The 26,007-nt window shown below is 60.8% G+C and carries 23 protein-coding genes; 8 read left to right on the forward strand and 15 right to left on the reverse strand.

Annotated elements, in window-relative coordinates:
• Positions 1-245 precede the first annotated feature (245 nt).
• From J5286_RS28115 to J5286_RS28140, 6 genes are all read right to left on the reverse strand, one after another.
• Entirely contained in the window at positions 246-1,313 is a 1,068-nt protein-coding gene (locus J5286_RS28115) for a polysaccharide pyruvyl transferase family protein (protein WP_209193252.1), read from the reverse strand.
• 71 nt (positions 1,314-1,384) lie between these two features.
• Entirely contained in the window at positions 1,385-2,131 is a 747-nt protein-coding gene (locus J5286_RS28120; protein WP_209193253.1) for a TylF/MycF/NovP-related O-methyltransferase, read from the reverse strand.
• A 216-nt stretch (positions 2,132-2,347) separates the two neighbouring features.
• Positions 2,348-4,222: a N,N-dimethylformamidase beta subunit family domain-containing protein gene (locus J5286_RS28125; protein ID WP_209193254.1), complete on the reverse strand. Its 1,875-nt coding sequence runs from the start codon at positions 4,220-4,222 to the stop codon at positions 2,348-2,350.
• Positions 4,223-4,683: 461 nt separating this feature from the next.
• The gene (locus J5286_RS28130) at positions 4,684-5,919 is read right to left on the reverse strand and encodes an O-antigen ligase family protein (RefSeq protein ID WP_245206607.1); all 1,236 of its coding nucleotides are present in this window, start codon (positions 5,917-5,919) and stop codon (positions 4,684-4,686) included.
• A gap of 160 nt (positions 5,920-6,079) precedes the next feature.
• On the reverse strand, positions 6,080-6,220 hold the full coding sequence (locus tag J5286_RS28135; RefSeq protein WP_209193395.1) for a hypothetical protein: 141 nt from the start codon (positions 6,218-6,220) through the stop codon (positions 6,080-6,082).
• A gap of 3 nt (positions 6,221-6,223) precedes the next feature.
• Positions 6,224-7,165 (reverse strand): glycosyltransferase, encoded by a 942-nt coding sequence (locus J5286_RS28140; RefSeq protein WP_209193255.1) that lies wholly within the window; start codon positions 7,163-7,165, stop codon positions 6,224-6,226.
• A gap of 372 nt (positions 7,166-7,537) precedes the next feature.
• On the opposite strand from J5286_RS28140, the gene J5286_RS28145 reads away from it, so the two are divergent.
• A complete protein-coding gene (locus J5286_RS28145) occupies positions 7,538-8,596 on the forward strand; it encodes a DNA topoisomerase IB (RefSeq protein ID WP_209193256.1) in 1,059 nt (352 codons plus the stop codon).
• Between the two features lie 43 nt (positions 8,597-8,639).
• Here the strand turns inward: J5286_RS28145 and treZ are convergent, their stop codons facing one another.
• The 3 genes from treZ to J5286_RS28160 form a co-directional block, all read right to left on the reverse strand.
• Complete coding sequence (treZ, locus tag J5286_RS28150; protein WP_209193257.1) at positions 8,640-10,418, reverse strand: malto-oligosyltrehalose trehalohydrolase; 1,779 nt, start codon at positions 10,416-10,418, stop codon at positions 8,640-8,642.
• Positions 10,419-10,531: 113 nt separating this feature from the next.
• Positions 10,532-12,997 (reverse strand): malto-oligosyltrehalose synthase, encoded by a 2,466-nt coding sequence (treY, locus tag J5286_RS28155; RefSeq protein ID WP_209193258.1) that lies wholly within the window; start codon positions 12,995-12,997, stop codon positions 10,532-10,534.
• Between the two features lie 85 nt (positions 12,998-13,082).
• A complete protein-coding gene (locus tag J5286_RS28160) occupies positions 13,083-13,838 on the reverse strand; it encodes an endonuclease/exonuclease/phosphatase family protein (RefSeq protein ID WP_209193259.1) in 756 nt (251 codons plus the stop codon).
• A gap of 66 nt (positions 13,839-13,904) precedes the next feature.
• Between J5286_RS28160 and J5286_RS28165 the strand changes: the two genes are divergently transcribed.
• Positions 13,905-14,876, forward strand: coding sequence for a lysylphosphatidylglycerol synthase domain-containing protein (locus J5286_RS28165; RefSeq protein ID WP_209193260.1), 972 nt, complete (start codon positions 13,905-13,907; stop codon positions 14,874-14,876).
• On the opposite strand, the gene J5286_RS28170 is transcribed toward J5286_RS28165, so the two are convergent.
• Positions 14,826-16,361 (reverse strand): phospholipase D-like domain-containing protein, encoded by a 1,536-nt coding sequence (locus tag J5286_RS28170; protein WP_209193261.1) that lies wholly within the window; start codon positions 16,359-16,361, stop codon positions 14,826-14,828. The genes J5286_RS28165 and J5286_RS28170 overlap by 51 nt on opposite strands.
• Before the next feature lie 189 nt (positions 16,362-16,550).
• Between J5286_RS28170 and J5286_RS28175 the strand changes: the two genes are divergently transcribed.
• On the forward strand, positions 16,551-16,808 hold the full coding sequence (locus tag J5286_RS28175; protein ID WP_111560741.1) for a YMGG-like glycine zipper-containing protein: 258 nt from the start codon (positions 16,551-16,553) through the stop codon (positions 16,806-16,808).
• Positions 16,809-16,959: 151 nt separating this feature from the next.
• On the forward strand, positions 16,960-17,499 hold the full coding sequence (locus J5286_RS28180) for a hypothetical protein (protein WP_245206608.1): 540 nt from the start codon (positions 16,960-16,962) through the stop codon (positions 17,497-17,499).
• A gap of 59 nt (positions 17,500-17,558) precedes the next feature.
• On the opposite strand, the gene J5286_RS28185 is transcribed toward J5286_RS28180, so the two are convergent.
• Genes J5286_RS28185 through J5286_RS28205 form a run of 5 tightly spaced genes read right to left on the reverse strand, consistent with a single transcriptional unit; the run spans position 17,559 to position 22,446 of the window.
• Positions 17,559-19,019 (reverse strand): aldo/keto reductase, encoded by a 1,461-nt coding sequence (locus J5286_RS28185; protein ID WP_209193262.1) that lies wholly within the window; start codon positions 19,017-19,019, stop codon positions 17,559-17,561.
• Positions 19,020-19,023: 4 nt separating this feature from the next.
• Positions 19,024-19,995, reverse strand: coding sequence for a branched-chain amino acid ABC transporter permease (locus J5286_RS28190; protein WP_209193263.1), 972 nt, complete (start codon positions 19,993-19,995; stop codon positions 19,024-19,026).
• Entirely contained in the window at positions 19,992-20,903 is a 912-nt protein-coding gene (locus J5286_RS28195; protein ID WP_113235992.1) for a branched-chain amino acid ABC transporter permease, read from the reverse strand. The genes J5286_RS28190 and J5286_RS28195 overlap by 4 nt, the downstream gene beginning before the upstream one ends.
• Positions 20,900-21,640, reverse strand: coding sequence for an ABC transporter ATP-binding protein (locus tag J5286_RS28200; RefSeq protein WP_209193264.1), 741 nt, complete (start codon positions 21,638-21,640; stop codon positions 20,900-20,902). The genes J5286_RS28195 and J5286_RS28200 overlap by 4 nt, the downstream gene beginning before the upstream one ends.
• Positions 21,637-22,446, reverse strand: a complete 810-nt coding sequence (locus J5286_RS28205; protein ID WP_209193265.1) for an ABC transporter ATP-binding protein — start codon at positions 22,444-22,446, stop codon at positions 21,637-21,639. The genes J5286_RS28200 and J5286_RS28205 overlap by 4 nt, the downstream gene beginning before the upstream one ends.
• Before the next feature lie 100 nt (positions 22,447-22,546).
• Here J5286_RS28205 and J5286_RS28210 point away from each other — a divergent pair, with 100 nt between their 5' ends.
• The 4 genes from J5286_RS28210 to J5286_RS28225 are packed head-to-tail and all read left to right on the forward strand — an operon-like array spanning position 22,547 to position 25,966.
• Positions 22,547-23,305, forward strand: a complete 759-nt coding sequence (locus tag J5286_RS28210) for a GntR family transcriptional regulator (protein WP_209193266.1) — start codon at positions 22,547-22,549, stop codon at positions 23,303-23,305.
• Positions 23,298-23,648, forward strand: a complete 351-nt coding sequence (locus J5286_RS28215) for a TIGR04076 family protein (protein ID WP_018896740.1) — start codon at positions 23,298-23,300, stop codon at positions 23,646-23,648. Before J5286_RS28210 ends, J5286_RS28215 begins: the two co-directional genes overlap by 8 nt.
• 9 nt (positions 23,649-23,657) lie before the next feature.
• Complete coding sequence (locus J5286_RS28220; RefSeq protein WP_209193267.1) at positions 23,658-24,710, forward strand: aldo/keto reductase; 1,053 nt, start codon at positions 23,658-23,660, stop codon at positions 24,708-24,710.
• A 23-nt stretch (positions 24,711-24,733) separates the two neighbouring features.
• Entirely contained in the window at positions 24,734-25,966 is a 1,233-nt protein-coding gene (locus tag J5286_RS28225; RefSeq protein ID WP_051110757.1) for an ABC transporter substrate-binding protein, read from the forward strand.
• The last annotated feature ends 41 nt before the right edge of the window (positions 25,967-26,007 follow it).

Consider the following 26,007-nt stretch of genomic DNA (forward strand, 5'->3'; position numbering starts at 1 on the left):
TCTCCTTGCCTATGTCTGCTGTACCGATGCGGCGTGGTTCTAAAGATAGATATTTATCAGCCGGTCGTAACCGGCCATATCGTGCTCGAGGTCTGAGACGAGCAGGAGATCTTTACTGATGGCAACGGCAAAAAACCTCGACCAGGCAACTACCGATCTGATTGGTCGCAACTCCCCAGAAGAGCTGAAGAATATTGATCTGACTCATCGCGATAGCCATGCCGGGCGCCTCTCAAACCAGCTCGCTAAACCCGGGTCCTTCGCGCCATGGCAAGCGCAATGTCGAGGGCCTCCCCATGTGTATCGGCCCAGTGGACAGTGCTGTGATTCCGACTTGTATACTCGTAAACAGCACGGTTCTTGCCGAAGCGGTCAGGTAGCAGCACGCTATGTTGCGAACGCAGCGTGCAGAGAATGTGCGGATGCATGCGGTCGGTAACCAGCACCTTACCCGTATCGAGTCTGCGGTTGCCGCTCGCGAGCATGTAACGCGAAAAGCGATCGTAGCTGCCGGCAATATGCCTGTTGGCGATCGGACTGAGCGCTGGCGCTAGCTTGCGGATACGGGAGAAGAAGCGCCCCGGAAAGAGGACCCGCATGCCCGCGGGATCATGGTGCGTCCAGTCGAACACCTCCACCCCACTTGGTGCTGACGATCCGACGCCCTCGATGTCGTCGCGGGCGAGCCAGATGACATCATGCTTGGGCGCGATGAGCCTCTGCTGTGGCGGTAGGAGCAGCGCTGAATCGTGTACCGCTTCCACACGGACGTTATCCGGGAATACATCGCGTGCCGACTCCGCGCTGACCGGATCCCTGGCCAGAAGCACAACATCGCGATGGTTTCCGAATATCGTTCTCGCCTCAAGGCGATCCTCGTCATCGACGAACAGCATGGTAGAGGGCAACGAGACGAGACGATTATTAGGGCACGCTTGGGCAACGATGCGCTTGATCTCCGCGTGGCGCGGCCATAGACGCGATATCGTGACTCCGCCCGAAAACAATATCACGCCGTCCCCGACAGCTCGTATCATTTCCTGAAGATCGAAGTTAAGCCCATGCGCGGTGTAGGCGATGGACACATTGCGTTGCTTCAAATAGTCCATGGCGGCCACCCACATCATATGGTTGCCGACATTGAAGTCGAACGGGAACTGCAGAATCGCCACCGGCTTGGATTCAGGTATGTATCGGTCAAGACACTCCCGAATCGTTTGCCGTTGCCGCTCCAATTGTGCCGCGTCTTCCGTCGAAAGCGCCTGACCGGTCACGTGACCATACTCTCGATTATATACTGCAGCGGCTGGCATCGGTTCTCGAAGTCCTTGCTGTATGTGATGCTGGGTGCCGTCTGAAACGTATCTTCCAGGACGGAGAAGGTTCAGCGCATTCGGGTCACAAGCATGTGTCCGGCCGAGATGTCAAAGTTCAGTCCTTCCCGTCCTACGCGGGAGAAGTAGTCGTCTGCCGCCTTTCTGCATCCTGACCAATCCGAATAGGCGCGAAGTGCAACGGCGCCGCCGACGATGACATGCGGCATGATCCGCTCCAGGCAAGCGGTGACGGGCTCGTACCAATCCACATCGATATTGGCCAAAGCGACCGGCTCAGCGACTGCAACTGTGTCTTGCGCCTTACCCTTTATGAGTTGGACGTTGTTGGCTCCAACGGGATAGCCATACCTGGCGAAGTTGTTCGTCACTGTCGCCATCAGGTCTTCATCGTAAAGATAATATTGGTCACCTCCGAGGCCGACAGCGTCGCCGGCAGTAATCTCAGCATACCGGGCTTTCATATCGTCCCCGTCGTGCTCCGATGGCGGCGGGAGCATCGCAAACAGGTCGTACACGCGCATCGGGCGCTGCGGTGCCTTGGCAGAACACATCAGGATTGCCGAACCGCCGCGCGCGCACCCCGTTTCAATGATCAGAGCTCCGCTTGAGGCGGTTCGACGCACGACCTCGAGCAACTGATGAAGCTGGCGATCAGTCGTGTAGGAAAGATTTTCGTCGCGTACCCTCGACCAGGCCTGTCGAACGGCCCGTGGGTATGCGGTTCGACGAGCGAGTTCCGAAAACGCTCCGATGCGCCAACGCGCCGCATGCGCCACCCTAGTTACTGCTTCCATCACGCCCGATCTCCTTGCAACAGCGCCTGTCTCGGCAAACCCTCAACTAATCCCTGTATTCCTCCGCAGAGGAAAAAGCCCGCCAGCTTTATGTCTTGCTCTTCTCATCGACATGCTCGTCGTTGGCAAAGCTGAGCTGCTTTCATGATACGACCATCTTCGGTTCTCACTCACGTACTTAAAGACGTTGACAGGCAGCTCGGCGGTTCATCAGAACTAGGTAAGCCAGGAAGAGGGGGTCTGCGGTCTCACACCCATCTCCGAAAAAACATTGACCGTCATCTGCTGCGCTCGTCTATCCGCGCTGGGCACGTTCCTTATGGGAACGACGAAGACCAGGGACAGCAAACCCTTTATCCAGTTCTTTATTCTTCTCCGCCAACTGAACCGTGGAGGTTGGAAAGTCCAATTGTTGTCCAAGCCCCATACCCATTGAATCGAGCCAGTCGAAAATACCAGCGCTCCACTCGCCGCTCTGTAGTAGGCAGCATTGGAGATATTGGGGTTTGTGCCACCCGGTAGTGGCGCCACAACTTCGTTGGCACGCGTAGGGGATTTCGAAAGAATGACGAGACCGGCGGGGGTTTCCCTATTGTCTTGAACTGCATCCCATTCGTACCCGACCAGTCCTTTCAGCCTGTCGCCGTTTTTTAGACCTGTGCCCGCATAGATAGGGTCGGTGGCATTGGAAACGATGAAATCGAACCCCTCATAGATGCTATCTTGTTCGGACACATAGGCCACCCCTATCAACGCATTCTCCGGTCTATTGACCTCTCCAGAACGAAACCGCGTCGTCGACGCCGGCGGATCTACGTCAGTCACCGGATCGAGCGATGGGCCGGCCCCAATGCCCGACGAGTCCTTATATACGGTCAGGACGCGGTTCGCCTGACCCTGGCTAGAGTTATCGAAACGGATTTGCCAATAAGCAGTATTGGCAGAGTAAAAGGCGAGATTAATTCCGCCATCGCGCGACAGCTCTAGCCTATTTCGTTGCTCCCCTGACCAGTACTCATCATGACCGACCGAAAGAAATATTCTATATGAAAAAAGTTGTAAAGTATTTCTGTGAACGTCAATATTTGAATAATAGGATATATCGTAGCCTTGGCACTCCAACCATCGGACCATATTATACTCCCAAGTGAGCATATTATTGCAATTGAATCCGTCAGTATTGCTGAAGCCTAGGTGTGTTGCGCTGTAGGGGCGGTCAAAGCTTACTTGATGCGCTCTTGTGTTGTTGTCGCTATTGACGTCATAGACACTAAAGCCACCGAAAGCATTATAGGCTTGCGCAGTCGTTACCGCGTCCTGGAAGCCTATGTCGCTGGGGTGATTGTCTTTGCGCAGAACAAACGGGACAAGCGACTGTTTGCCGCTTCTGCAATCCGTTAGCTTGATAACATAAAGTCCGCTTGTCCAAGCTGCGGATGTCTGCAGTTCATACGACACGTCCCACAGGCATTCGACCAGGCGCGTGTCCTTATTGGTCATCACAGGGCTTGCTTGGGTCAATCCGTCCAGACCTAGCGCGCTCGCCATGAGTCTACCGCCGGCGCCACCGTAATAGCCAAGGCGATATACCTCGAGATTATATTGTCCAGCAGCAGACAAGGAAACCTTTAGGTTCAGACCGTCTCCGGCATTGACACTCGTGGCATCCGCATAGGCCTCGATCTCGTGGTTTGTTGCCAGATTTGTAATCTTCCAATCTGTTGTGCCAGCATTTAAGTTTTCGACTACAATCGAATTTCGGGCGTTGATGCCGACCTCGCCACTGCTGACGCTGTTAAGGCCCTTGGCCGTGGATAGGACCGTTAGAGCGCGGATTTGGCTGCCAAGAAGATCCGACGATATACTGATGTGAGCGCTCGTCTCTCCGGCAATATTTTCCCATTCACCGTCGATTTGTTGTTGCCAACGGTAAGTCGTTTCGTTGTCAACACTTTGGCCGCGTTCATCAAAGACACTTGCGGTCAGAATATTTCCAACGGTTGCGCTGCCCCTGAGGATAACATGATAGGTGTATTCTTCAGTCGATGAAGTCGGCATCTCTTGTGTGTTACTCTCTACACCACCATGCATACGCGTACACGTCCCTTGACCGTTGTCACATATCGGTTTGCAGTGATTTTTTGCCGTTTGTCATAGTTGCCTTCCGGCGGAGCCCGTTGCTTCAGAACTTTAGAAAAAAACAGAATAAAACCATTGCTCTGCAAGACCTTTGACAAGATTTATGGACGCTCTCAAAGTCTCCGTCAACGGCCGACTGGTGCTGCTGAGGCCACCTTTTGGCTGTGTGGCGAGGGATCGCCACCGCCCGTTTGATGGCGTCGACAAAGCCATTTATTCTCCATTTGGGGGTCTGCGAGATAGTGGCTTTAGATTGTGAGCGACCCGCGACCTGCAACGACGGCGCATCAATACACCGGAGATATACACGCCTTGTTGCCAACGTTACTTTGGCGGATCTGTTTTTCGGATCATGTGACTGACAAGCTGCAAGGTTCCTAGAACCAGGGACCTTCCGAGTTGCAGAAAGAGGCTCAGGTCGGGCGGCGACCGCCATGGGGTGCGCGCGTTCGCAAAAATCGCCCCGAAGTCTTGTCGGCACGCCCTGCGTCCAGCAGCCAGACGCCGCAACCCACGAGGAAAAAGAACCAGCAGTATACAGCTGACCAGAAATGAACCGTAGATCCGACAAACACGAAACTGGCCATACAGATCAGATAGGCTCTCAGGTAGGGCTGAAGCGCTGGCGCGACATCCCGTTTGCGGGCCAAGGCGACACAGATAGACATAATGGAAATGAAAATGATGATGAGCGACGGCAAGCCATAGCTCATCGCTGTCATCAGCCAGAAGTTGTCTACCGAGCCGCTGACCATCCACGGCGGGCGGACCCAGTCAGCCTTTCCTATACCAAACAGTGGATGGTTCATGACGGAAGCCGACCCAAAATCCCAGATGAGAAGACGGTACCAGCCAGTCTGTCGATCGAAGGTGAAGTGTGAAATGTAGAACTGCACCGGGGTCTGATTGGATCCAAACTCGACCACGAGGTAGCTCACAAGTGCAATCGCCCAAAGCAGCTTCCACTGCCACCAGAACCGCCCCAGCGCCCTGCTCCAGATCAATAGCGCCGCCTGCAAGGCGATGCCGGCGATCGGCGCGGAGGACATAGACAGAAATGTCGTCGCGACGACCAGGCTCACGGAAAGCCAGCGTCCGAAAATCAGCCGCCTCGAAACATCCACCGAAGCCGCCAATGCGACCAGACTCCCGCAGAAGACGCCGAAAAGAATGGAATGGCTGAATGGGCCTTGCACGCGATACACGCCCATACGCGGCGGCATTGGCGCCAATTCGACAGTGGGGAACACCTTGCCAAACAGCTCCAGCAGGATCGCGTGGCCGGTCATCCACTCATAGAGGGCGAAGGGAAGCATTAGCGCAATGAGTTTGACAGCAAACGCCACCATGTTGCTAAAATCCTCGGCATTGCGAATATAGCATCGCGCCAGCAGATAAGCGCCCATCCCATCGATGAAATATGACGCGCTCGGCTGCAGCGCCGCTGGAATGCCAGCAGTGATGGTGAGGGCAATAGCGATCCAAAGGCAATAGAGAAGAACGCCAACATCGGCGGCACGAACTGGACCTGCCTTTCCTGTGAGCCAGGACGCCATCGAGGGCATCAGCGTCATTATCAGAACGATGCGGTAGACCGGCAGGTTAACGCCCGCCAAGGGCACCACCCATGGAATGATGAGGCCAATCATGAAGAGCTTCACCGCTGGGTGAAGGCTTGCCTTTGAATGTTTCGCGCGCTCAGAGGGTACCGCTCTCGGTTGCCGTCGCGATCTAAAGCTCGCAATGTCGTCCCGCTCCGCCTGCTCCTCCAGCTTACCGCCGATTTCCTGTACACTGGACAGCGCGCGCCTAGACATAGAGCGGCCCGCCCGCGTCCAGCGCTGTTGCTCCAAGCTGGCCTCGCACCACCACCTTGTACGAGCCGGAAAAATGATCGTGAAGCACGAGCGAAACCGTAGGAATGCAGGGTCGGCGATCAGCCCGTGTCATCCATCAGCTCCTGAGCAGCATGAAATCGGCACCTTTGAGCAGCGGTCGCAAGGAGCTTGAGAAGGCTGCGCGGTGTGATGGATTGCGCCAGCAGCGTAGTGCCTCACCGGTGGCAACGGCGGCGCGGAACACCAATGTCGCAAGCATACCGTGGCGCAATGCGTAATAACGGATGCGGTTAGCGGTCTGAAGCGCGAAAAGCTTGGGATTGCGACCGCTGCCTCCACCGGCGTGCATAACCTTGGCGCGCGGCTCGTAAAAAACACCGAACCCAGCCTCCCGCACGCGCCGGAGAAAATCGACTTCCTCGCTATACAGGAAGAAAGATTCATCCCATTGACCGACTGCCTTGCGGGCCTTCGCCGATACGAGGAGTGCCGAACCGGTCGCCCAGTCGACCAGACCGGACCTGTCATAAGAACTGGCTTTGGTTATCGTCTCACCCAAACCGAGTCGTCCCGCGATACCACCACCCAAAAGGGCGTCCGCCCAGGCCGTCGTCATCGATGGTTCCCGCCTTAAGCTTGGATCGACATGCCCCTCTTCGCTATAGTTCGTGGGCACAACGACACCCACGGAGGGGTCGGAAAGTCGCTCAAGTAGCGGCATTGCCGCACCGGCATAGAGACGCAAATCAGGATTAAGGACGAGAATGGCGCGATCGTCGTCCACGGTCGCGACGGCGGCGTTGATTGCAGCAGCATAACCCGCATTGCGTCCCATGCGGATCACTCTCGGGCCGACGGGATGCGCTTCAGCCAACTCTGCCGATCCGTCATGAGAGGCGTTATCCGCGATAACGATTTCAAAATCGTCCACTCCCTCCAAGCCGGAGGGGATCGAATCGAGAAGCGGAAGCAGAGCGTCGGCACTGTTGTACGTCACGATCACCACAGCCAAACCAGTCTGGCCGTCTTGCTGATCTCCGTGTGTTTCGCCTGACATGTGTCTCTTCCTCGCCTCATCTATTGTCCTGTGGCGACGTCCGATCTTGTATCCCCCAGCCATCCAAGGGGGGCGCCGTCACATACCACGCTCGTTTTTATTTAGTCATTACGAGCTGCGGGAAGGTAGTTAAACAAAAGTACAATTCGGGCGTAGTAAGGCTTAGCTTGACCTTGCGCACTATGCTGCGAAGCAATGGGCTTGAATGAACGCAATTTCCTGGTTCATGCTTGCGAGCGGCTGCATGACGAAATCACGCGTGGATCCTGCAAAGCGCGGCTAATGACTTCGTCGGGCAACGGCATCGACAATTCGCCCAAGCCCTTGAACTTACGGCGGGAACCGAATCCTTGCTCGCGGTGTTTCTGCGGTATGGACCAAGCGATCAACCAACCGGATATCCCTGCCGCAGCATTAGCGTCGTCTCGGCTGGTTTATACCACCGATATAGAGAGCGGGATCACGCGCAAGGCGGGGAAAAATGGATTCCTCTACTACGCTCCCGATGGGCGCAGGATCACGGACAGCGCGGAAATTTCGCGGCTGAATGCGCTGGCGATCCCGCCGGCCTATGTCAACGTCCGCATATCGCTCAATCCGCTCTCGCATCTGCAGGCGATCGGCATCGATGCGCGCGGACGCAGGCAGTATCGTTATCATCCGGAATGGCATTCGGAGCGAGCCCGCGCCAAGTTCGACCAGCTGCTTGAGTTCGGCGAACGCCTGCCCGACATCCGAGAACGTGTCGATGCCGATCTGCGGGCGCGCGCGCCGACGATGGACAAGGCGCTGGCCACCATCGTCTGGATGCTCGACAATCTCTACATCCGCATCGGAAATGCTGCCTATGCAGAGGATAACGGCTCTTTCGGCCTCACGACCCTGCGGCGGCGGCACGTCAAGATCGACGGCTCCAAGGTGAAGTTCCGCTTCAAGGGGAAGTCCGGGAAGGAGTGGAATCTGGTGCATACGGACCGGCGCATTGCGCGTGTTGTCCGCAGCCTGCAGGAATTACCGGGGCAGCAATTGTTTCAGTATGTCTGCGAGGACGGGGCCCGCCGGCAAATATCGTCGCAGGACGTCAACGAGTATATCCGGGCGGTATCGGGCGCCGAGTTCAGCTCCCGCCAGTTTCGGACATGGGGCGCCACCTGTGCGGCCGTCACTGCCTTCACGCCTTTGGAAGTCGCCGCCACCGAGGCCGCAATCGCGCGACAGATGAACGAAGTGATCGACGCCATCGCGGCCATGCTCGTCAATACGCGCGCGGTCTGTCGCTCGTCCTATATCCATCCCGCCGTGTTCGACGAGTTCAAGGCCGGCAGATTGGGCCAGTTGCTGCGCACGAGGCCAACGCGAAGCAAGCGGTTGCTGAAGTGGATGGATGCGGAAGAGGCCCGTGTGCTGGGGTGGCTGAAGTCGGTGTCTTGAACCGACGCGCATTCGGGCCGAAGGACTGCCCGACAAAACTTGATCACTCGCGGCAAACGCTCCAGAAAACTGACCATGGCTGCAGGTTGCTGCCAGATGACGCGCCAAGGCCGAAGATTGCTTCGGCCTCATCCGCCGCCGGGTCCATTGCAATCGCCTCGTCTCCAAGGTTCGCCCGCAGGCACAACCGGCCGCCGCTCGCCAATGGCCAATCGACCGCTACTGCCGTGAAGCCGGATTCGGCGGCGGTTTCGCCGCGGCGCATCCCGGCCAGAAGCGGAACGATCTTCTGGTGACGGATCGCAAGCAGCGAGGTGTAGAAGTCGTACATATCGACGCTTTCGGGCTCGGTGAGATTGGACCAATCGAGCTTGGCCATCTCGAACGTCGATGGTGCGGTCGGGTCCAGCAGGTCATCCGTGTCGAAGCCCGGCAGACGCGAGAGCTCCTCGCGGCGTCCGTTTCGCACCATTTCGTTCAGGTCTTCATTGAGATCGCAGAAATAGGGGAACGCATCCCGCGCGCCCCATTCCTCGCCCATGAACAACATCGGTATCTGCGGCGCGAGCAGATAGACGGCCGCCATCGCTTTCATGACGTGAACGGGCTGCGCGGCGATGATCCGGTCACCCATCGCGCGGTTGCCGATCTGGTCATGGTTCTGGATGAAGGAGACGAAGGCCGTCGGTGGCAGTTCGCTGGTGCTCTTGCCTCTGCTTCCGCCGCGATAGGGCATGTGCTGGCCCTGAAACACAAATCCCTCCGCGAGCGAACGCGCAAGCGCTGCGCTATCCTCAGCGTAGTCGGCGTAATAGCCGAAGCGCTCGCCGGTGGCGGCGACATGCAGTGTGTGGTGGACGTCGTCGTTCCATTGTGCCGTGAACAGGCCTGTTTCGCCGTTACTAGCGCGCTTCAGGAGATCGCTGTCGTTTTCCTCGTTCTCGACGATCAGGTGGATATGGCGATCGCCGGCGGCTACGCGCACGCGCCGTGCGAGTTCGTGAAGCAGATGTTCCTCGCTGCCGTCACTGATGGCATGAACGGCATCGAGCCGCAGGCCGTCCAGTCTGAAGACGGTGATCCAGTAGATGGCATTCTGGATGACGAATTCGCGCATCGGCCGCGCCATCGCGCCATCGTAATCGATGCCCTTTCCCCACGGTGTCTTGTGCCGGTCGGTGAAGATAGGAGCATAGAGCGGAAGATAATTGCCGTCGGGGCCGAAGTGATTGTAGACGACATCCAGGAAGACCGAGATCCCGCGTTCGTGGGCAGCATCCACCAGCGCCATCAAATGCTCGGGCCTGCCGTAGCTGCTATCGGGCGCATAGGGCAGCACACCGTCATAGCCCCAGCCGTAACGTCCCGGAAAATCGGCAACCGGCATGATCTGGATCGCCGTCACACCCAGCCGCGCGAGATGATCTAGGCGTCCGATCGCTGCGAGAAAGGTGCCCTCCTCGGTGAAGGTGCCGATATGCAATTCGTAGAGTACGGTCTTTTCCCATGGGCGCCCACGCCAGGCTTCTTCCTTCCAATCATAGGTCGCGAGGTCCTCGACCTCGCTGAACCCATGCACGTCGTGCGGCTGAAAGCGTGAGGCCGGATCGGGCACCTGTAATCCATCAGGCAGAACAAACCGGTAAAGCGCGCCGGCACCGATGCCTGCGACCTCCAGCTCGTGCCACCCGTCCGCGAGCTGACGCATGGGTTGGGGCTCATGGTCTTCCAGCTTCAGGCGGATGTTGTCGAGAAGAGGCGCCCAAAGCCGGAAGGTGACACCCCTGTCGGAAATGACGGGTCCGAATTGCAAGTCAGTCACGTGAAGCCTTTCGACAAATATGATTGGCTGCACTCAACGCAGCCGGGGCCGAAAAGTTCGCGGCGGTCGGAAGGCAGTTTGTCGCGGACGTCTTGTTGGTGGCCTTTGGCTGATTATTTGCCCTCTAGAAATGCGACCGGTTGTGTTCCCAGCAGCTGCGCGACGCGAACAGATGTCGCAGCGTCGATCGACCGTTCCGTCAGAAGATCACGTTTCGGGCCCCTTAATTCGACCGGCAGGACGATGGCGGTGTCGCCCCAGAATTCTGGACCGGCATAAAGCCTTCCAGGCTCCAGCTGCCCCAGCATCATGCGCGGTGTCACCGTGATGGTGAACGCATCGCCCAGCCGCCGACCGAATGCGACGACATGGCGGCTGCGGCTGCCCGTCACCGACAAAGGTACATAATCTCCCTCGGCAAACAGGGCAGGTAGGCGCTTGCGTAGATTGAGGCCGATCCGGATGATGCGCTGTTTGAGGGCCGGAACGGTCAGCTCCGAAATCGGCTCCCGCGTTGCCAGCATGCGGGCCAGCATCTTGGTGTCGATCGGGCGCCGGTTGTCGGGATCGACAAGGCTGAAGTCGCAAGCTTCCGAGCCCTGATAGATATCGGGCACGCCGGGGGCCGTGAGCTTGATCAGCGTTTGCGACAGGCTGTTCAGGTAGCCTGCGGCCATCACCGGCCGGAGCGTCTCGGCGAAGTCTTCGTGGAAGGTCAGGCTGGCGGAGGCGGTGAGCGCCGCCGCGTAGCTTTTGACCGCTGCCTCGTATTGTTCGTGCGGCGCATTCCAGTCCGTCACAAGCTTTGCCTCGCGCACTGCCTTCTCGGCATAGGCGACAAAACGATCCGTCAGGTTTGCAGCAGCGCCATCGCGAAACTCTTCCGGCCATATGCCGGCCAATGCTTGATAGAACATCCATTCGACATTGGTGTCGGGCGTGAGGCCCGCCGGCAATTCGGTCAGGTGGCTGCGGTTCATGTCCCGCCAGCGCTCCACACCAAGCCGCCACACGTCCGGTTCTTCGCTCAGCACGTAAAGGCGTGCGCGCGCATCCTCGCCGCGCTTGGTATCGTGCGTGGAGGTGGCCGTGAGACCGTGCGGCTGCAGCTTTGGCCTTTGCTGCATCAACTCGTGAAATGCATCGACGCCGCCTGCCGGCCTGTCGGGCTCGCCGCCGACCTCGTTGGCGCCAAGAAGCAAGTTGTGGCGATAAAACAGCGTGTCTTCCATGGCCTTCGCCATGATGGGGCCGCTCAGTTGCTGAAAGCGTCGCTGGAACTCTTCTGCACGAGGGCCGCCGTCGAGAAGCCCCGCTACCGCGTCCAACGCATCGCGGTCTCCGGTTTGCATAGCGGCTTTGTCAACGGCCTGCTCGATCAGCCGGTGATCGCTGTCCGACAATTTTCCGGCGCGGCCATAGGTGCGATAGAAGGGAAACGCGACGAGCAGCTCCTTGATCGCGGATGCAAGCCGCTGCTCATCCGTATCGGCCAGAAGCGAATGCGCGATCGCCACCAGCCGGCTCGTCTCGCCCTCGAAATTGCGCTCGATCATCACCAGTTTCGCCTGGCGCAGGCCGGCGGCGAAATCGGCCGCATCCGGCGAGAGATTGGCATAGGCATGGCCAAGTTCGCGCGTGCCATCGGGATCGATGAAGAGATTGCTGAGCGCCAAGATGAACTCGTATCCGGTCGTGCCCTCGATCGGCCAGTCGATCGGCAGCGTCTCGCCATGCCCGACGATCTTCTCGGCGACGATATAGATCTCGGGGCCAACAGCCGCACGCAGGCGGTCGAGATAAGCCGAGGGATCGGCGAGCCCGTCTATGTGATCTAGCCGCAGCCCCTGCACGTGGCCGGCGCGCATAAGCTCAAGCACCAGCGCATGACTGTCGGCAAAGACGTGCTCGTCCTCGACCCGCAGCCCGACCAACCCGGTGACTTCGAAGAAGCGCCGATAGCTGAGCGTCTTCGCGGCGTCCTGCCAGAATGTCAGCCGCCAGGGTTGCTGGTCATGGACGCTCGATATCAGCGACCGATCCTTGAGGTCACCGGATATCCGCGCTGTGCTATCAGGGTTGAGCGGCAATCGGGTCTCGAAATAGCCGAGCGACCAATCGCCGGTTTGCGGATCGCGTTGCAACTCGAACTCGCCATCGGCGAGCGCCTCATCGAAGCTCTTCCCGAGGGTCGGCAATGTCAGCCGCTGGCTCCAGTCGATGTCAAAATGGCCGGCATATTTGCTGTCCACGCCGAACTTCAGAACATCCGCCCACCAGGCATTTTCGGTCGAGGCGGCCATGTGGTTCGGCACGAGATCGAGGATCAGGCCGAGGCCCTCGGCCTTCAGTGTGGCGCTCAGGCGCTCGAAGCCATCGCGGCCGCCGATCGCCGGGTCGATCTCGTTGCAGTCGGTGACGTCGTAGCCATGCGTCGATCTCGAGGTGGCGGTGAAGATCGGCGAGGCATAGAGATGGCTGATGCCGAGCGATTTCAGATAGGGGATGAAATCGATGGCGGTGTCGAAGGTCATGCCATCTCGAAATTGCAGCCTGTAGGTCGATGTCGGTATGTGCATCTGTCGCCTCTGGTGGGATCGCGACACAGCAACAGCACCAGCGCACCTTTTGTTCCCCCGCAATTTCCTGATGCCTTTAAGGCAGTCAGAATTTCAGCGTGATCAGCAACGGCAGGTGATCGGAGGCGCGCTTTGCCATCGGCGTGGAAATGACGTTGGCGGCGCTGACTTTGAGGTCTTGCGATAGAAACACATGATCGATCCGCAGCAGCGGAAATCGCGACGGAAAAGTCGACCTCGGCCGTTCCGCCGCGCTGAGCTGAGCGTCACGAAACTGGCCGCCCAACATCCTGTAGGCCGGCGATGATGGTCGCGCATTGAGGTCGCCGCAGATGATAGATGGTGCCGCGTGAAAATCCGGGCTCCCGATCCACTCGTCCGAGAGCAGCGTCCGCACCTGCTTTATGCGGTCGATGTTGCGCAGGCCGAGATGAGTGTTCAGCAAATTGAGCTTTCGTCCGCCGGCATCCACCTGCGTCCAGATCGCCCCCCGCGTCTCGCCGACCGAGGGCAGGGGGCCGGCCTTCATCAGTCGTGTCGGCAGGGCGGTCAGGATGGCATCGCCGTATTTCTCTTCCTGCACATGCAGCGCCGGGTGAAAATGGGCCTCCATCTTCAAAAGCGTTGCGATCATCTGCGCCTGATCGACACCGCCGGTGCGCTTGCGCCCGACATCCAGCTCCTGCAGCGCGATGATGTCGGCGCCTGATTGCGCGATCACATCGGCGATCCTACCGGGGTCGAGCAGCCGGTCGGTGCCGATGCAGCTGTGCACATTGTAGGTGAGGATTCTCAGTTCCTGCTGTTCAGCCTGATGTGAAGTGTCTGTCGATACGCTCATCGACAGGGAACCCGATTTCGTCCTGTTTCGTTCCATTGCTGGAAGATCAATCGGAATGGAATGTTCATGTCGGCGAAGCGTGTCCTCATCAATGCAACCCTGGTTCTCGGACTGTTGCTCGCGGCCTATCTCCTTTACAAGGTCTTCAGCCGCTACTCGATCGATGAGATCACACGGTCGATCGCCGCAATCCCAGTGTCACGTTTGCTCTCCGGGCTAGGGTTCGCCGCACTCTCCTACCTGTGCCTCACTGGCTTCGATTGGATGGGGTTGCGCTATGCCGGCAAACCCCTGAGCTATCCGAAAGCGGCGATTGCCTCCTTCACCGGTCTTTCCATCGGGCATAATCTCGGCGTGGCCGCCTTGAGCAGTGGTGCTGTTCGCTATCGCTACTATGCGCGGTGGGGCCTGAGCGCCGAGGAAGTGGCAAAAGTCATCCTGTTTTGTGGTGTCACTGTGGGCATCGGGCTGTCGGTGCTGGCCGGCTTGGCTCTCCTGGTCAATCCAAGCGATGCGGCCAACCTGCTCGCCATGAGCGCCGATGGCCTGTTCATGCTGGGCCTGGCCTGCCTCGCCATCCCGGCCGCCTATGTCCTTCTCGCTGCCACCGTGCGCGCGCCGCTGCGCCTGTGGAAGTGGAGCTTCGAGATGCCGCGTCTCGGGCTTGCGATCGGTCAGGTCGTCATCGGCACGCTGAACTTCGTGTTTGTCGCCGCTTGCCTTCACCAGATGTTGGCGGCGCAGGGCGATGTCAGTTTCGTGCAGACGGCGACGGCCTTCGTGCTTGCCAACATCGCCATCCTCATCACCCATGTTCCGGGTGGCCTCGGCGTGCTTGAGGCAACTGTCAGCCATGTCCTGCCGGGTGCTGCGTCGATCGGCGCGCTCGTGGCGTTCCGCGTGATCTATTTCATTGTGCCGCTGTTGATCGGCATTCCCGTCTTCGCGATCAGCGAGGTGGTGCTGCGCAAGCGCGGCAAAGCCGCGTCAGAAGATCGCGGCGGCCAGCCGTCCGACGCGCAGGCGCAGCTTTTGTAGCGGCCAGTAGGGGCGACGCGGGTCGACAAGCGTGGTGCCTGTCAGCGGCGACGTCTCGCCTTTCGAGACATCGATCGCGAAGTGCCTCAGCCCGCGCTTGCCGGCATTTAGCGCGTCCACCGCGGCATTCAGCGACCGCATGCTGCGCTCGGTCTCGCGCACGGTTTCCGGCGTCGTCTCCAGATGTTCCGCCAGCAGCCGGTAACGCAGCGTTGAAATTGCCTCACGATGTGCGTCGGTCGAGGCTTCGATCGCCAGGTCGCATTCCGTATCCAAGCCCTCGGAGCGGTTGTTCAGATTGGAAGAGCCGACGCGAATGAAATGGTTGTCGACGATCAGCAACTTGGAGTGAATGACCAACTCCTTCTCGCCGCCCTGCCTATCGGGAACCACCGCGTACATGACCCGCAGCCGATCATATTGGTCGATGCGCTTCAGCCTACGGATCAGCCTGTCCCGGTTGTTGCCCATCGTCAGCTTCTCAAGAAAGCCGTGGGAGCTCTTGGTGACGAGCACGGTGATTTCCGGCCCATCGCTCTCCTTCAGCCGCTTGGCGATGGTGCGGGCGACGCCGAAGGAGGCGAGATACTGGGTCTCGATGTAAATCAGCCTGCGCGCGGCCTTGATTGCATCACGCGTCAGACGAAAGGCCTCGTAGTGGCCGCGCTTGCCGATCAGCCCGGGTTCCGTCAGCGCAATCGCGGCGGTTGCATTCGCAAGGTCGGGGGCTACGCCTGCAGGCCACGATGCCCCGCCTTCGGGAGCCGGCGCCGGGCGTTCGCCCGTGGCGCGCTTCCATCGTCTGCGGGCAACATCACCGATCAGCCGGGCCGCGTGGCCGGATACCATCGACTGCATGTCGTGCACGGGGTCATATGGTGTGCCATCCGGCGATTTCCGCAGCGTGTTGGTCATCTTGTGGTCCGGCTCGTCCCACCGCCTGGCGGTCAGGTCTATGCCGCCGAGGAAAGCCAGACTGTCGTCGATCGAGACGAGCTTCTGGTGATGGCAGCCGCGGATCGGGTGGCGCAAATCGAAACGCATGCTGATCTGCGGATGGGCGGAGAACTCGCTCTCGCGGAAGAGGCGCAGCGATTTGCCGGAATAGATCGGCCCCATGCCCCATACCAGTATGCGGATACGCAGATCCGGCTTCTCATCGGCGAGCGACAGGAGAAGCTCACCCAGCGTCTCCGAGCTTTGATGGGGTCTGAGCCTGATATTGGGGTTGAAGTCCCATCCGACGATCCAGATCGTATGAGCCGCCTTGCGAAGCGCCTGGTCGAGCGCCAGGAAATAGGCGGCGCCATCGATCAGGAAGGCGGCCTTCTCGACCTGGCCGACCTGCCAGGCGTTGCGGCGTTGGCGAATGATGCCGCCGGGCAAAGCGGGAAGAGAAGCTTCTGTCTTGCGGGTTGCGCGTTTCAGTAACTCGGTTGCCTTAGACGCCTTCAGTCGATCGGCGATGGGTTGAAATTCTGTCATTCTGCTGTCCGGCGCCCCGCTTGGTATTTGACGTGGCCGTAACGCTCGAAGGCGTGACTTGTTCCGTCGAGGTGCACCGCATTTTCCGGGGGATGCCGGCCCATCGGACGTCGCGCGAAAACAATCGCGGAACGAAAAGCCATTTCAATTGTTTACTTCACGGTAAAGGATGAGCCGAGGAGTAAAATCATGATCAGAGCTATTCTGTTGGTAACCGCGGTGGCGGGTAGTCTTGCGTCGTGCACCGCGACCGAACAAGGCACGGCGATCGGTGCGGGGACCGGCGCTGTCATCGGTGGCGTGGCCACCAATAGCTGGGGCGGCGCGGCCGTAGGCGCTGTCGCCGGTGGTGCGGTCGGTGCCTTGATCGGCCAGTCGCAGGAACGTCGCGGCTACTGCGTCTATCGCGACCGCTATGGCCGCACCTACGAGGCGCGCTGCCGATAACCGGCTGAGCCGGACAGATTTGAATTCTCGACGTGCGTGATGCCCTGCAGGCGTCGCGTGCGTCGAATCTTGTGCAATCGGCGCAAACGTTATGCCCGCGCCATGATGCCGACCCATTCTTTTGCTGATGAGAAACCTTCGGCAACGCGTCTTGGGCGAGCGCATGAACTGGATAAATCGTTATATTGATGAGCCGCTGCTGCAGGGCGCCGCAACGGTCATGAAACTCTGGCACGGCCATACCGGCCAGCGACCTGATCTCCTCGAGCCGGTCTGGAACCTTCTCTCCATCGCGTTTTTGTTGATCGCAGCCATGCAATGCTTGGGCGGCGAAGCGCTGTGGCTGAGCGAGGCTGCCCTCGTCATGCTCGCGCTGCCATCGGTATTGAAGCTTTACAAGGCTAGCGCGGCGTCGGCCGACTATGACTTGAAAGATTACAAGACGCTGCGAGCGACCGCCTTGCAGAAGCGCGAAAACGAGTGGGCTCTCAGGCTTGCGGTCCTTGTCGGCGCGCTGGTCTTGCCGCTCGCCAAGCCGGTCGACGATGTCACGAGCGCCTATTTCATGTTGGGGGCGTGCCTCTGGTTCTCGCTGACCGCGCCCGCGCGGTTTTATTTGAACGCGGCCGAGCCGCCGGCGCCGGATGAGGGCGATCGTCTGGTCCGTCCCGCGCTCGGTTCGGCAGCGTAGGTTCCACAGCAAAGGCCCATCGCGGACACCTGCGACGGGCCTCTGTGCTTTCTAGCCAATCAATCGCAGATCGCTTCCGCCTCGATCTCGACCTCGTAATCGCCGATCAGATTGCCGGCCTCGATCAGCGTGTTGGCGGGGAGCACCTCAGCAAAGGCGCGTCCATGCGCGCGCGACACCGGCTCCCACTGATCGGCATCGCGCAGATAGATGCGCGTCCTGACGACGTCTTCCATCTTGCCGCCGAGCGCCGATATCGAAGCCGCGATCTTGTCGAGGATGTAGGTCGCTTGTGCGCCGGCGTCGCCGGGGGCAATGCAGCGGTTCGTGCCATGCGTCGCGGTCGTGCCCGAAACGAGAATGCGGTCGCCCACCCGGACGGCGCGGCTATAGCCGGCGATCGGCTCCCAGATGCTGCCGGATGAGACGCGCGAACGGCCCGGACGGCCCGGCACGGACTGAGCTGTGTAGACCGACGGAATGGCGTCCAGATGGTGGCTGAGATCGCCGGATGCGGTGAGGAATGGCGGCTTGCGGTACTCGTCGCCGCAGTCACCGGGGATGGGTTGCGTCTTGGCGAAGGCGGCGTTCAGCGCGGCGTGATCCTCTTCGTCGAGCGCAAAGGAGAAGACGTTCAGATTGTCGCCGCGATGCTCGTTCTCGCCGATGCGCGCGCCGACGATCGTGGCAGCGACGGCCTCGTGTTCCAGAACCCAGCGGCTCGCGACGTTGGAGATCGACACGCCATGCTTGGCCGCGATGGTTTGGGCGGCGCTGAGAATGCCCTGGAAGGCCTCCCAGCTGCCGGCGGTGTCGATGAAGCGCTTGTATTTCGAGCGGCTCCAATCGGCGATCGACGTCGGCTCGGGCTGGCCCAGCCACTTCTCGGAGAGGAAGCCGCCGCACAGCGTCCCGTAGGCGAGAAGCTTGACGCCGCTTTCGGCGCAGAGCTTCGAGAGCGCACCCGCAGCCCGGCGGTCGACCAGCGAGAACGAGACCTGATTGCTGGCGATCTCGATGCCATCGGCAAGCGCCAGCGCCAGATGTCCGGCGTCGAAATTGGTGAGGCCGAGCGCGCCGATCAGGCCTTCCTCGCGCAGGCGCTGCATCTCGTGCAGGGCGTCGAGCCATGCCGGATGCTCGAAACTCCACCAGTGGAATTGCAGGAGATCGACTTTGTCGACGCCAAGCCGCGTCAGCCGCTCCTGGACGCCGCGGCGCACGACGTCAGCCGTCATCGGTCCGGGCTCCGGGCACCATTTGGTGAAGGCGACGGGCCGCTGGCCATTCTGATAGCGCGAGAGCAGTCGCCCCGTGATCAGTTCCGCCGAGCCGTAGTGATCGGCCATGTCGAACGTGTCGAAGCCGTCACGCGCATAGGCCTGAAGCACATCGGCGCCCTTGTCGGGATCGATCACCGTGCCGTTCTTCTCGATGTCGGCAACTTGCCAGAGACCGCAGACAATGCGGCTGATGGAGATATCCTTGGTGAGCGCTATGCGTGGGGGCGTGGTGGACATGTTTCTATTCCCTGGATGTCTGTTTGCGCTTGCCCGTCAGCGAGGCCAGCGCGTTGGAAGCGCCGAGAATGCCGCGGGGACGCAGGAGCAGGATGAGGCAGAGCCCGACGCCGATCATCACGATCTGCAGCGATGCCGCGCGCGCCTGCTGTTCGGGCGGCACGAAGGCGGAGACGGCGGCGGCCGACAGCGCCCAAAGTCCCCAGACCAGCACCGCGCCGAGAATGGCGCCGCGATTGTTGCCAGAGCCGCCGACGATCAGCATCGCCCAGACCTGGAAGGTCAGGATCGGCAGATAGTTGTCGGGCGCGATGAAGCCGATGAAATGTCCTTGCGCGGCACCGGCAAGCCCCATGATGGCGCCGCCGATGGTGAAGGCTTGCAGGCGAAAGCGGATCGGCCGCTTGCCGAGCGCCTGCGCCGCGCTCTCATCCTCGCGGATCGCACGCAGCACGCGGCCCCAGGGGCTCTTGGCGAGATGCTGGAGCGCCAGATAGAGTGCCAGCACGACGGCCGTCATCAAAGCGAGATTGGAAAGGGAAAACGCCAGCGGATCGGCGGCAAGGCCTCCAAAAGGGCGCGGAATGAAGCCGATACCGAAGGCGCCGCCGGTCAGCGGCTGCAGGTTGAGCACACAGAGCTGCACCGTGACCGCAACGCCGAAGGTGGCGATGGCGAGGTAATCGGAGCGTAGCCTTATGGTGAGCGCGCCGACCAGCCACGCGGCGAGCCCCGCGAACAGCGCGCCGCCGAGCCAGCCGATGGCGATCGGCATGTCGAAACCGCCGAAGCGGCCGGGCGCATCCGGCGTCGTCAAAAGCGCCGATACGTAAGCGCCGATCGCGACGAAGGCGGCGATGCCGACGTTGAACAGGCCTGTCTGGCCCCACTGCACATTGAGCCCGAGGCACATGATGGCATAGGTGAGCGCCATCGTGAGGAAGAAGGCGGCGTAGGCGATCAGATCAAGGCTCATGCCGCTCTCCCGAACAGGCCGCGCGGGCGAAGAAGCAGGACTGCCACCAGGATGACGAAGGAAACAGCCGCGCGCCACTCGGCGCCGACGATCTGCACGGCCGCCGCTTCCGACAGGCCGACGATCAGCCCCGCGATCATCGCGCCTGGGACGCTACCAATCCCGCCGAGGATCGCGGCGGCAAACAACGGCAGCAGGAGGTCGTGTCCGAGATAGGGACGGATCTGCACGAGGAGCCCGGTCATGATGCCTGCGATGCAGGCAAGGGCGGCGCCGACGAACCAGACGACGCGGATCACGCGGCGCACGTCAACACCTGCGATGCCCGCCAGAGCCGGATTCTCACTGACGGCGCGCATCGAGCGGCCGATATCGGTGCGGGTCATCAGCAGATGGATGGCGACGACCGCGACCAAGGACAGGCCGAGCGACAAGAGCTGATCGGGCGTGGCGCGCAGGCCACCGCCGATCTTCACGGCGATCTGCAGCGCCTTGGTGTAATAGGCGGGCTTCGAGGTGAAAATGAACTCGAGCAGGCTGCGAAGCGCAAGCGAGGCGCCGAAGCTCGCCATGACGAGGATGATGATGGCGCCGCCGCGCGCCCGCAGACGTCCGAATAGCACCGCATCGACGGCGAGCGCAAGCAAGCCCGTGAGCAGGATCGCGATGACGGCCGCAAGCGGCAGTGACCAGCCGAAGGAGAAGGGGCCGATCGGCTTGGTCAGCGACGTCGAGAGGAGCCCGAGGCCGCCGCTGACGGCAAGCGCCAGATAAGCGCCCCAGGAAAGCATCTCGCCATGGGCGAAATTGGCGAAGCGCAGGATCGAATAGGTTAGCGTCACGCCGATCGCACCAAGGCCGATCATCGCGCCCGCGACCAGGCCATCCATGAGAAATTGCGGGTTCATGGTGCCTCCGACGCCTGCTTGGTGGTGCCGAGATAGAGCTTGGCGATCAGCGGGTCGTCGAGCAGCGACGAGGCCTCGCCCTCGTGCCTGATCCTGCCTTCGACAAGAATGACGGCACGGCTGGCGATCGCCAGCGCCGCCTTGACGTTCTGCTCGACGAGAATGACGGTGACGCCGCCGGCATTGATCTCCTTCAGCATCGAAAACACCTCGCCGACGATTTTCGGCGACAGGCCGGCGGAGGGTTCATCGAGGATGAGCACGGAGGGATCGACGATCAGCGCTCGGGCAACCGCCAGCATCTGCCGCTGCCCGCCCGACAGCGCGCCGGCCAGGCGCGAGGGTTTGCTGGCGAGATCGGGGAAACGATGATAGAGCGCGGCGATCCTGTCTGACCGCTGCGCCTTCGGCAGGACGGCTGCGGCAAGCTGCAGGTTTTCGTGGATGGTCAGCGTCGCGAAGATGTTTTCTGTCTGCGGCACGAAGGCAAGGCCTTCACCGATCTTGCGGTGGGACGCGACGCGGGTGATCTCCCGCTCGCCGAGCATCACGCTTCCCGAGTGGATAGGCACCACGCCGGCGATCGCCTTGACGAAGGTCGACTTCCCGGCCCCGTTCGGCCCGAGCAGGACCAGAAGCTCTCCGGGCGCCACTGAGAGATCGACGCCACGCACGATCGGCAGGTCGGGTTCGTATCCTGCGACCAGCGCGCGGGTTTCAAGAGCCGGCGCGGTCATGCTGCCGCTCCGAGATAAGCTTCGATGACATCCGGATTGGAGGCGACGTCGGCAGGCGTGCCCTCTGCCAGCGGCTTGCCGAGCGCCATGGCGACGACGCGGGTGCAGAGCCGCGACACCATATCCATATTGTGTTCGATCAGCAGGATCGACTTGCCCTGCGCATTGAGATCCAGCACGCGCTCCATGATCGTTTCCAACAGCGCCGGGTTGACGCCCGCCGCCGGCTCGTCGAGCAGGATCGCCTGCGGATCGGCCATCAGGATACGCGCGAGTTCGAGCAGCTTGCGCTGTCCGCCCGACAGCACCTTGGCAGGTTGTCCCTCGAGGCCGGAGAGGGTGACGAACTCCAGCAGCGTACGCGCCTTCTCGATCGCCAATCGTTCCTGTTGTCTGACATGGCCGAAGCGCAGGAAGTTGGCAAACAGCCGCTCACCGTCCTGCGCCTGCGCGCCGACGAGCACGTTTTCGAGCACGGTCATCTCGAGAAACGGCTTCGGGATCTGGAAGGTGCGGCCGACGCCGCGGCCAATTCTCTGCTCTGGACTTTCCTGCGACACCTCGCGGCCGCCAATCCAGATCTCGCCCGATGTCGGCTTCAGGCTGCCGGCGATCAGATTGAACAGCGTCGTCTTACCGGCGCCGTTCGGGCCGATGAGGCCAACCATCTCGCCTTCGCCAAGTCGTAGCGACATGCCGCCGACGGCCATATTGCCCTGAAACGACTTCACCAGCTCGCGCGCGTCGATCACGGCTCTGGCGGGGTCTGCCGTTTTCGGTAGGGCGTCTGGCACTGGCAAAGGCATGGAGAAAAGAAGTCTCTTGATTTGATTGGTGATGTTTGATCAAACTTCACCCCATGGTGAAAAGCAACCGAAAAAAGCAGCGCGCTGTGGAGGAGGCCCGATGGTAGTCCCCTCTGCAGGAGCCCATGCGAGCAAACCGGCCGATCGCGACGACGCACTGTCGCCGGTCGGGCGCGAAACGCTGCAGGACCGCGTCTACGCGCAGCTGCGTAATTCGCTGATCAACGGGATGTTTGATGCCGGCGATGTGCTGCGCATCGTCGATCTGGCCGAGCGGCTGCAGACCAGCACCATGCCGGTGCGCGAGGCGCTTGGCCGTCTCGTGTCCGAACAGGCGCTGGAATCGTTACCCAATCGCTCGGTGCGCGTGCCGTTGATCACCCGTCAGCGTCTCAACGATCTGGCCCGCGCCCGCATCCTGATCGAGGGCCAGATGGTGGCGCTGGCGCTGCCCAATCTGACGGATGACGATTTTGCGGTGCTGAAGCAGATCAATGTCGATTGCGATCTGGCTTTCGAGCAGCATGGCAAGGATATCGGCCATGTCACCTCGGCGCTGAACCAGCAGTTCCATTTCCACATCTATCATGCGGCGCGCTCGCAGGTGCTGATCCCGATCGTCGAGAGCCTGTGGCTGCAATCGGGCGCGATCATCCGCAAGGCCGCACACATTCACGACGAACAGGGCGGACTTGCCGCCACCAATCATCATTGGGCGCTGATCGATGCGCTCGAAAAGCGCGATGTCGAGGCCGCGATGCAATCGCTCTCCAACGACATCAGCCGCTCTTTCGATCTCATCCGCGGGCGGCTGGATGTTGATCCTGAGGGCAACGCCTCGGGAGGCCACCATGGCTGAACCCATCGACGACGGCTTCGACCTGTTCGATCTGAGGGTCGACGTGATCATTCCAGAGGGCGGCGCGGTCTATTGCGGCGCCAGGCCGGGCGATCATTTCGAGCTCAAGGGCGAGATGCTGCACCTGCCGGAAGGGCAGGGGATCTCGATCTACTCGCTCTCCTCCGTGCTGCCGCTGCTCGCGGCCAAGCAGCGTCCAACGGATCGCAACGACTGGATGACGACGGACGCCGACATCGCTTGCCCGGACCCCAATTGCTCGACACGGCTGAGGATCACCCGCACGGGTATCCGCCGTTTCAGCCATGCCGCTACCACGGCGGTTCCCTTGAATGACGAATAGGTCGAATACATGCAGCGCATCATCATCGCTCCCGGTTACGAAATCTCCCGCGTCATCCGCGGCGGCTGGCAGTTGGCCGGTGGGCACGGCGCGATCGATGGCGACAGCGCTGTCGAGGACATGATCGCATTCGCGGATGCGGGGATCACCACCTTCGACTGCGCCGACATCTATACCGGTGTAGAGGAGCTGATCGGCCGTTTCCGCGTCGCCTACAAGAACCTGCGCGGCGCCGAGGCGCTGTCGCGCATCCGCGTCCACACCAAGTTCGTGCCCGATCTCACGGTCCTGCCAAACATCAGCAAGGCTTATGTCGAAGGGGTCATCGATACCTCGCGCAAGCGGCTCAACCTCGACTGCCTCGATCTCGTGCAGTTCCACTGGTGGGCCTATGATATCGAGGGCTGGCTGGAGACGGCGGGGTGGCTGAAGGAGCTGCATGAGGCCGGCAAGATCGGCAAGATCAGCGGCACCAACTTCGACACCGATCATATCGAGGCGATCATCGGCTCGGGTGTGCACTTCACCTCGTTGCAGCTGCAATACTCGCTTCTCGACCGGCGCCCGGAAAAGCGCATGGTGGCTCTTGCGGCCGAGAAGAACTTCGCGCTGTTCTGCTACGGCACCGTGGCCGGGGGCTTCCTCGGCGATCGCTGGCTCGGCCAGAAGGAGCCGGAGCATCCGCTCGAAAACCGCTCGCTGACGAAATACAAGCTGATCATCGACGATTTCGGCGGCTGGGATCTGTTCCAGGCGCTTCTGTCGACGCTGCGCGGGATCGCCGACCGGCACGACACCGATATCGCGACGATCGCCAGCGCTGCGATGTTGACCAAGCCAGGTGTCGCGGCCGTCATCGTCGGCGCCCGTAACAGGGAGCATCTGAAGTCCAATCTGGCCATCGCCGATATCGCGCTCAGCGAAACGGATAGAGCAGCGATCGATGCGATCCTTGCGCAATCAAAGCCGCTCGACGGCGACGTCTACACGCTGGAGCGGGACAGGGAAGGCCGCCACGGCAGCATCATGAAGTACAATCTCAACAAAGGGGAACAAAAATGAGAACGACATTCCTGCTTTCCGCCATGGTTGCTGCGCTTGCTGCATCGACGGCGCCGACGTTTGCTGCCGATTGCGACATCACCGTCGGCCTCGTCATGGAACTGACCGGCCCTGCCGGTGAATATGGCCAGGCGGGCGCGAAGTCCGTCGAGATGGCTTTCCGCGATATCAACGACGCCGGTGGCGTCAATGGTTGCAAGATCGTTGCCGACACACGCGACAGCCAGAGCCAGGGCAACGTCGCCGTCGATCAGGCGACCCAGCTCGTCAACATCAAGAAGGTGCCCGTCATCATCGGCGGCATCATCTCGTCCGTCTCGATCCCGATCCTGACATCGGTGACGGCGCCGGCCGGCGTCGTGCAGGTCTCGCCCGCATCCTCTTCGCCGACGCTGACCGAGCTTGGCCGCAGCGGCAAGACCAATGGCGTCTTCTTCCGCACCATCACCTCGGACGCGCTGCAGGGCACGGCGGCCGCGAAATTCGCGATGGATCAGGGCCTGAAGAAGATCGCGATCATCAATGTCAACAACGACTTCGGCGTCAACATGGTCAAGGAGTTCGCGACCGCCTATCAGAAGCTCGGCGGCACGATCACCTCGACGACGCCCTATAACGAGAAGCAGTCGAGCTACGCGTCCGAAGCCAGCGCCGCCATGGCCGGCGATCCCGATGCGCTCTATCTCGTCAGCACCCCCGTCGATGGTGCCACCATCGCCCGCGCCTGGGTTTCCGGCGGTGGCAAGCAGACCTTCCTGTTGAACGACGGCATGAACTCCAAGGACTTCATCGAGAGCGTCGGCGCGCAGTATCTGGAGAACGCCTACGGCACCTCCTCGGGCACCAGCCCGACGGCGTCGACCGAGTATTTCAACGGCAACTACGAGGCCTTCTCCGGTGGTATCTCGCCTTCGGCCCCGGCCGCCGACCGTTCTTATGACGCGGGTGCAATCGTGGCGCTGGCGATCGCCAAGGCCGGCAAGGCCGATGCGGCCGCCATCAAGGCAGCCATGCCGGAAGTTGTCGCCGAGGGTGGCACGCCCATCCACGCCGGCAAGGAAGAGTTCGCCAAGGCGCTGCAGCTCATCAAGGAGGGCAAGCCGGTGAAGTATGAAGGTGTCATCGGCCCTGTCAGCTTCGACACCTATGGCGACATCACCGGTCCCTTCCGCCTGTGGAAGATCAGCAATGGCGAGGTGACGACGGTCGGCGAATTGAGCGCCGAAGAGGTCACCAAGATCAAGACCGCGCAGTAAGAAGCCAAGCGACATGGGAGCTGTGCTCTCATGTCGCACCA

The sequence above is a fragment of the Rhizobium sp. 16-488-2b genome (assembly GCF_017741815.1).
Taxonomy (GTDB): domain Bacteria; phylum Pseudomonadota; class Alphaproteobacteria; order Rhizobiales; family Rhizobiaceae; genus Rhizobium.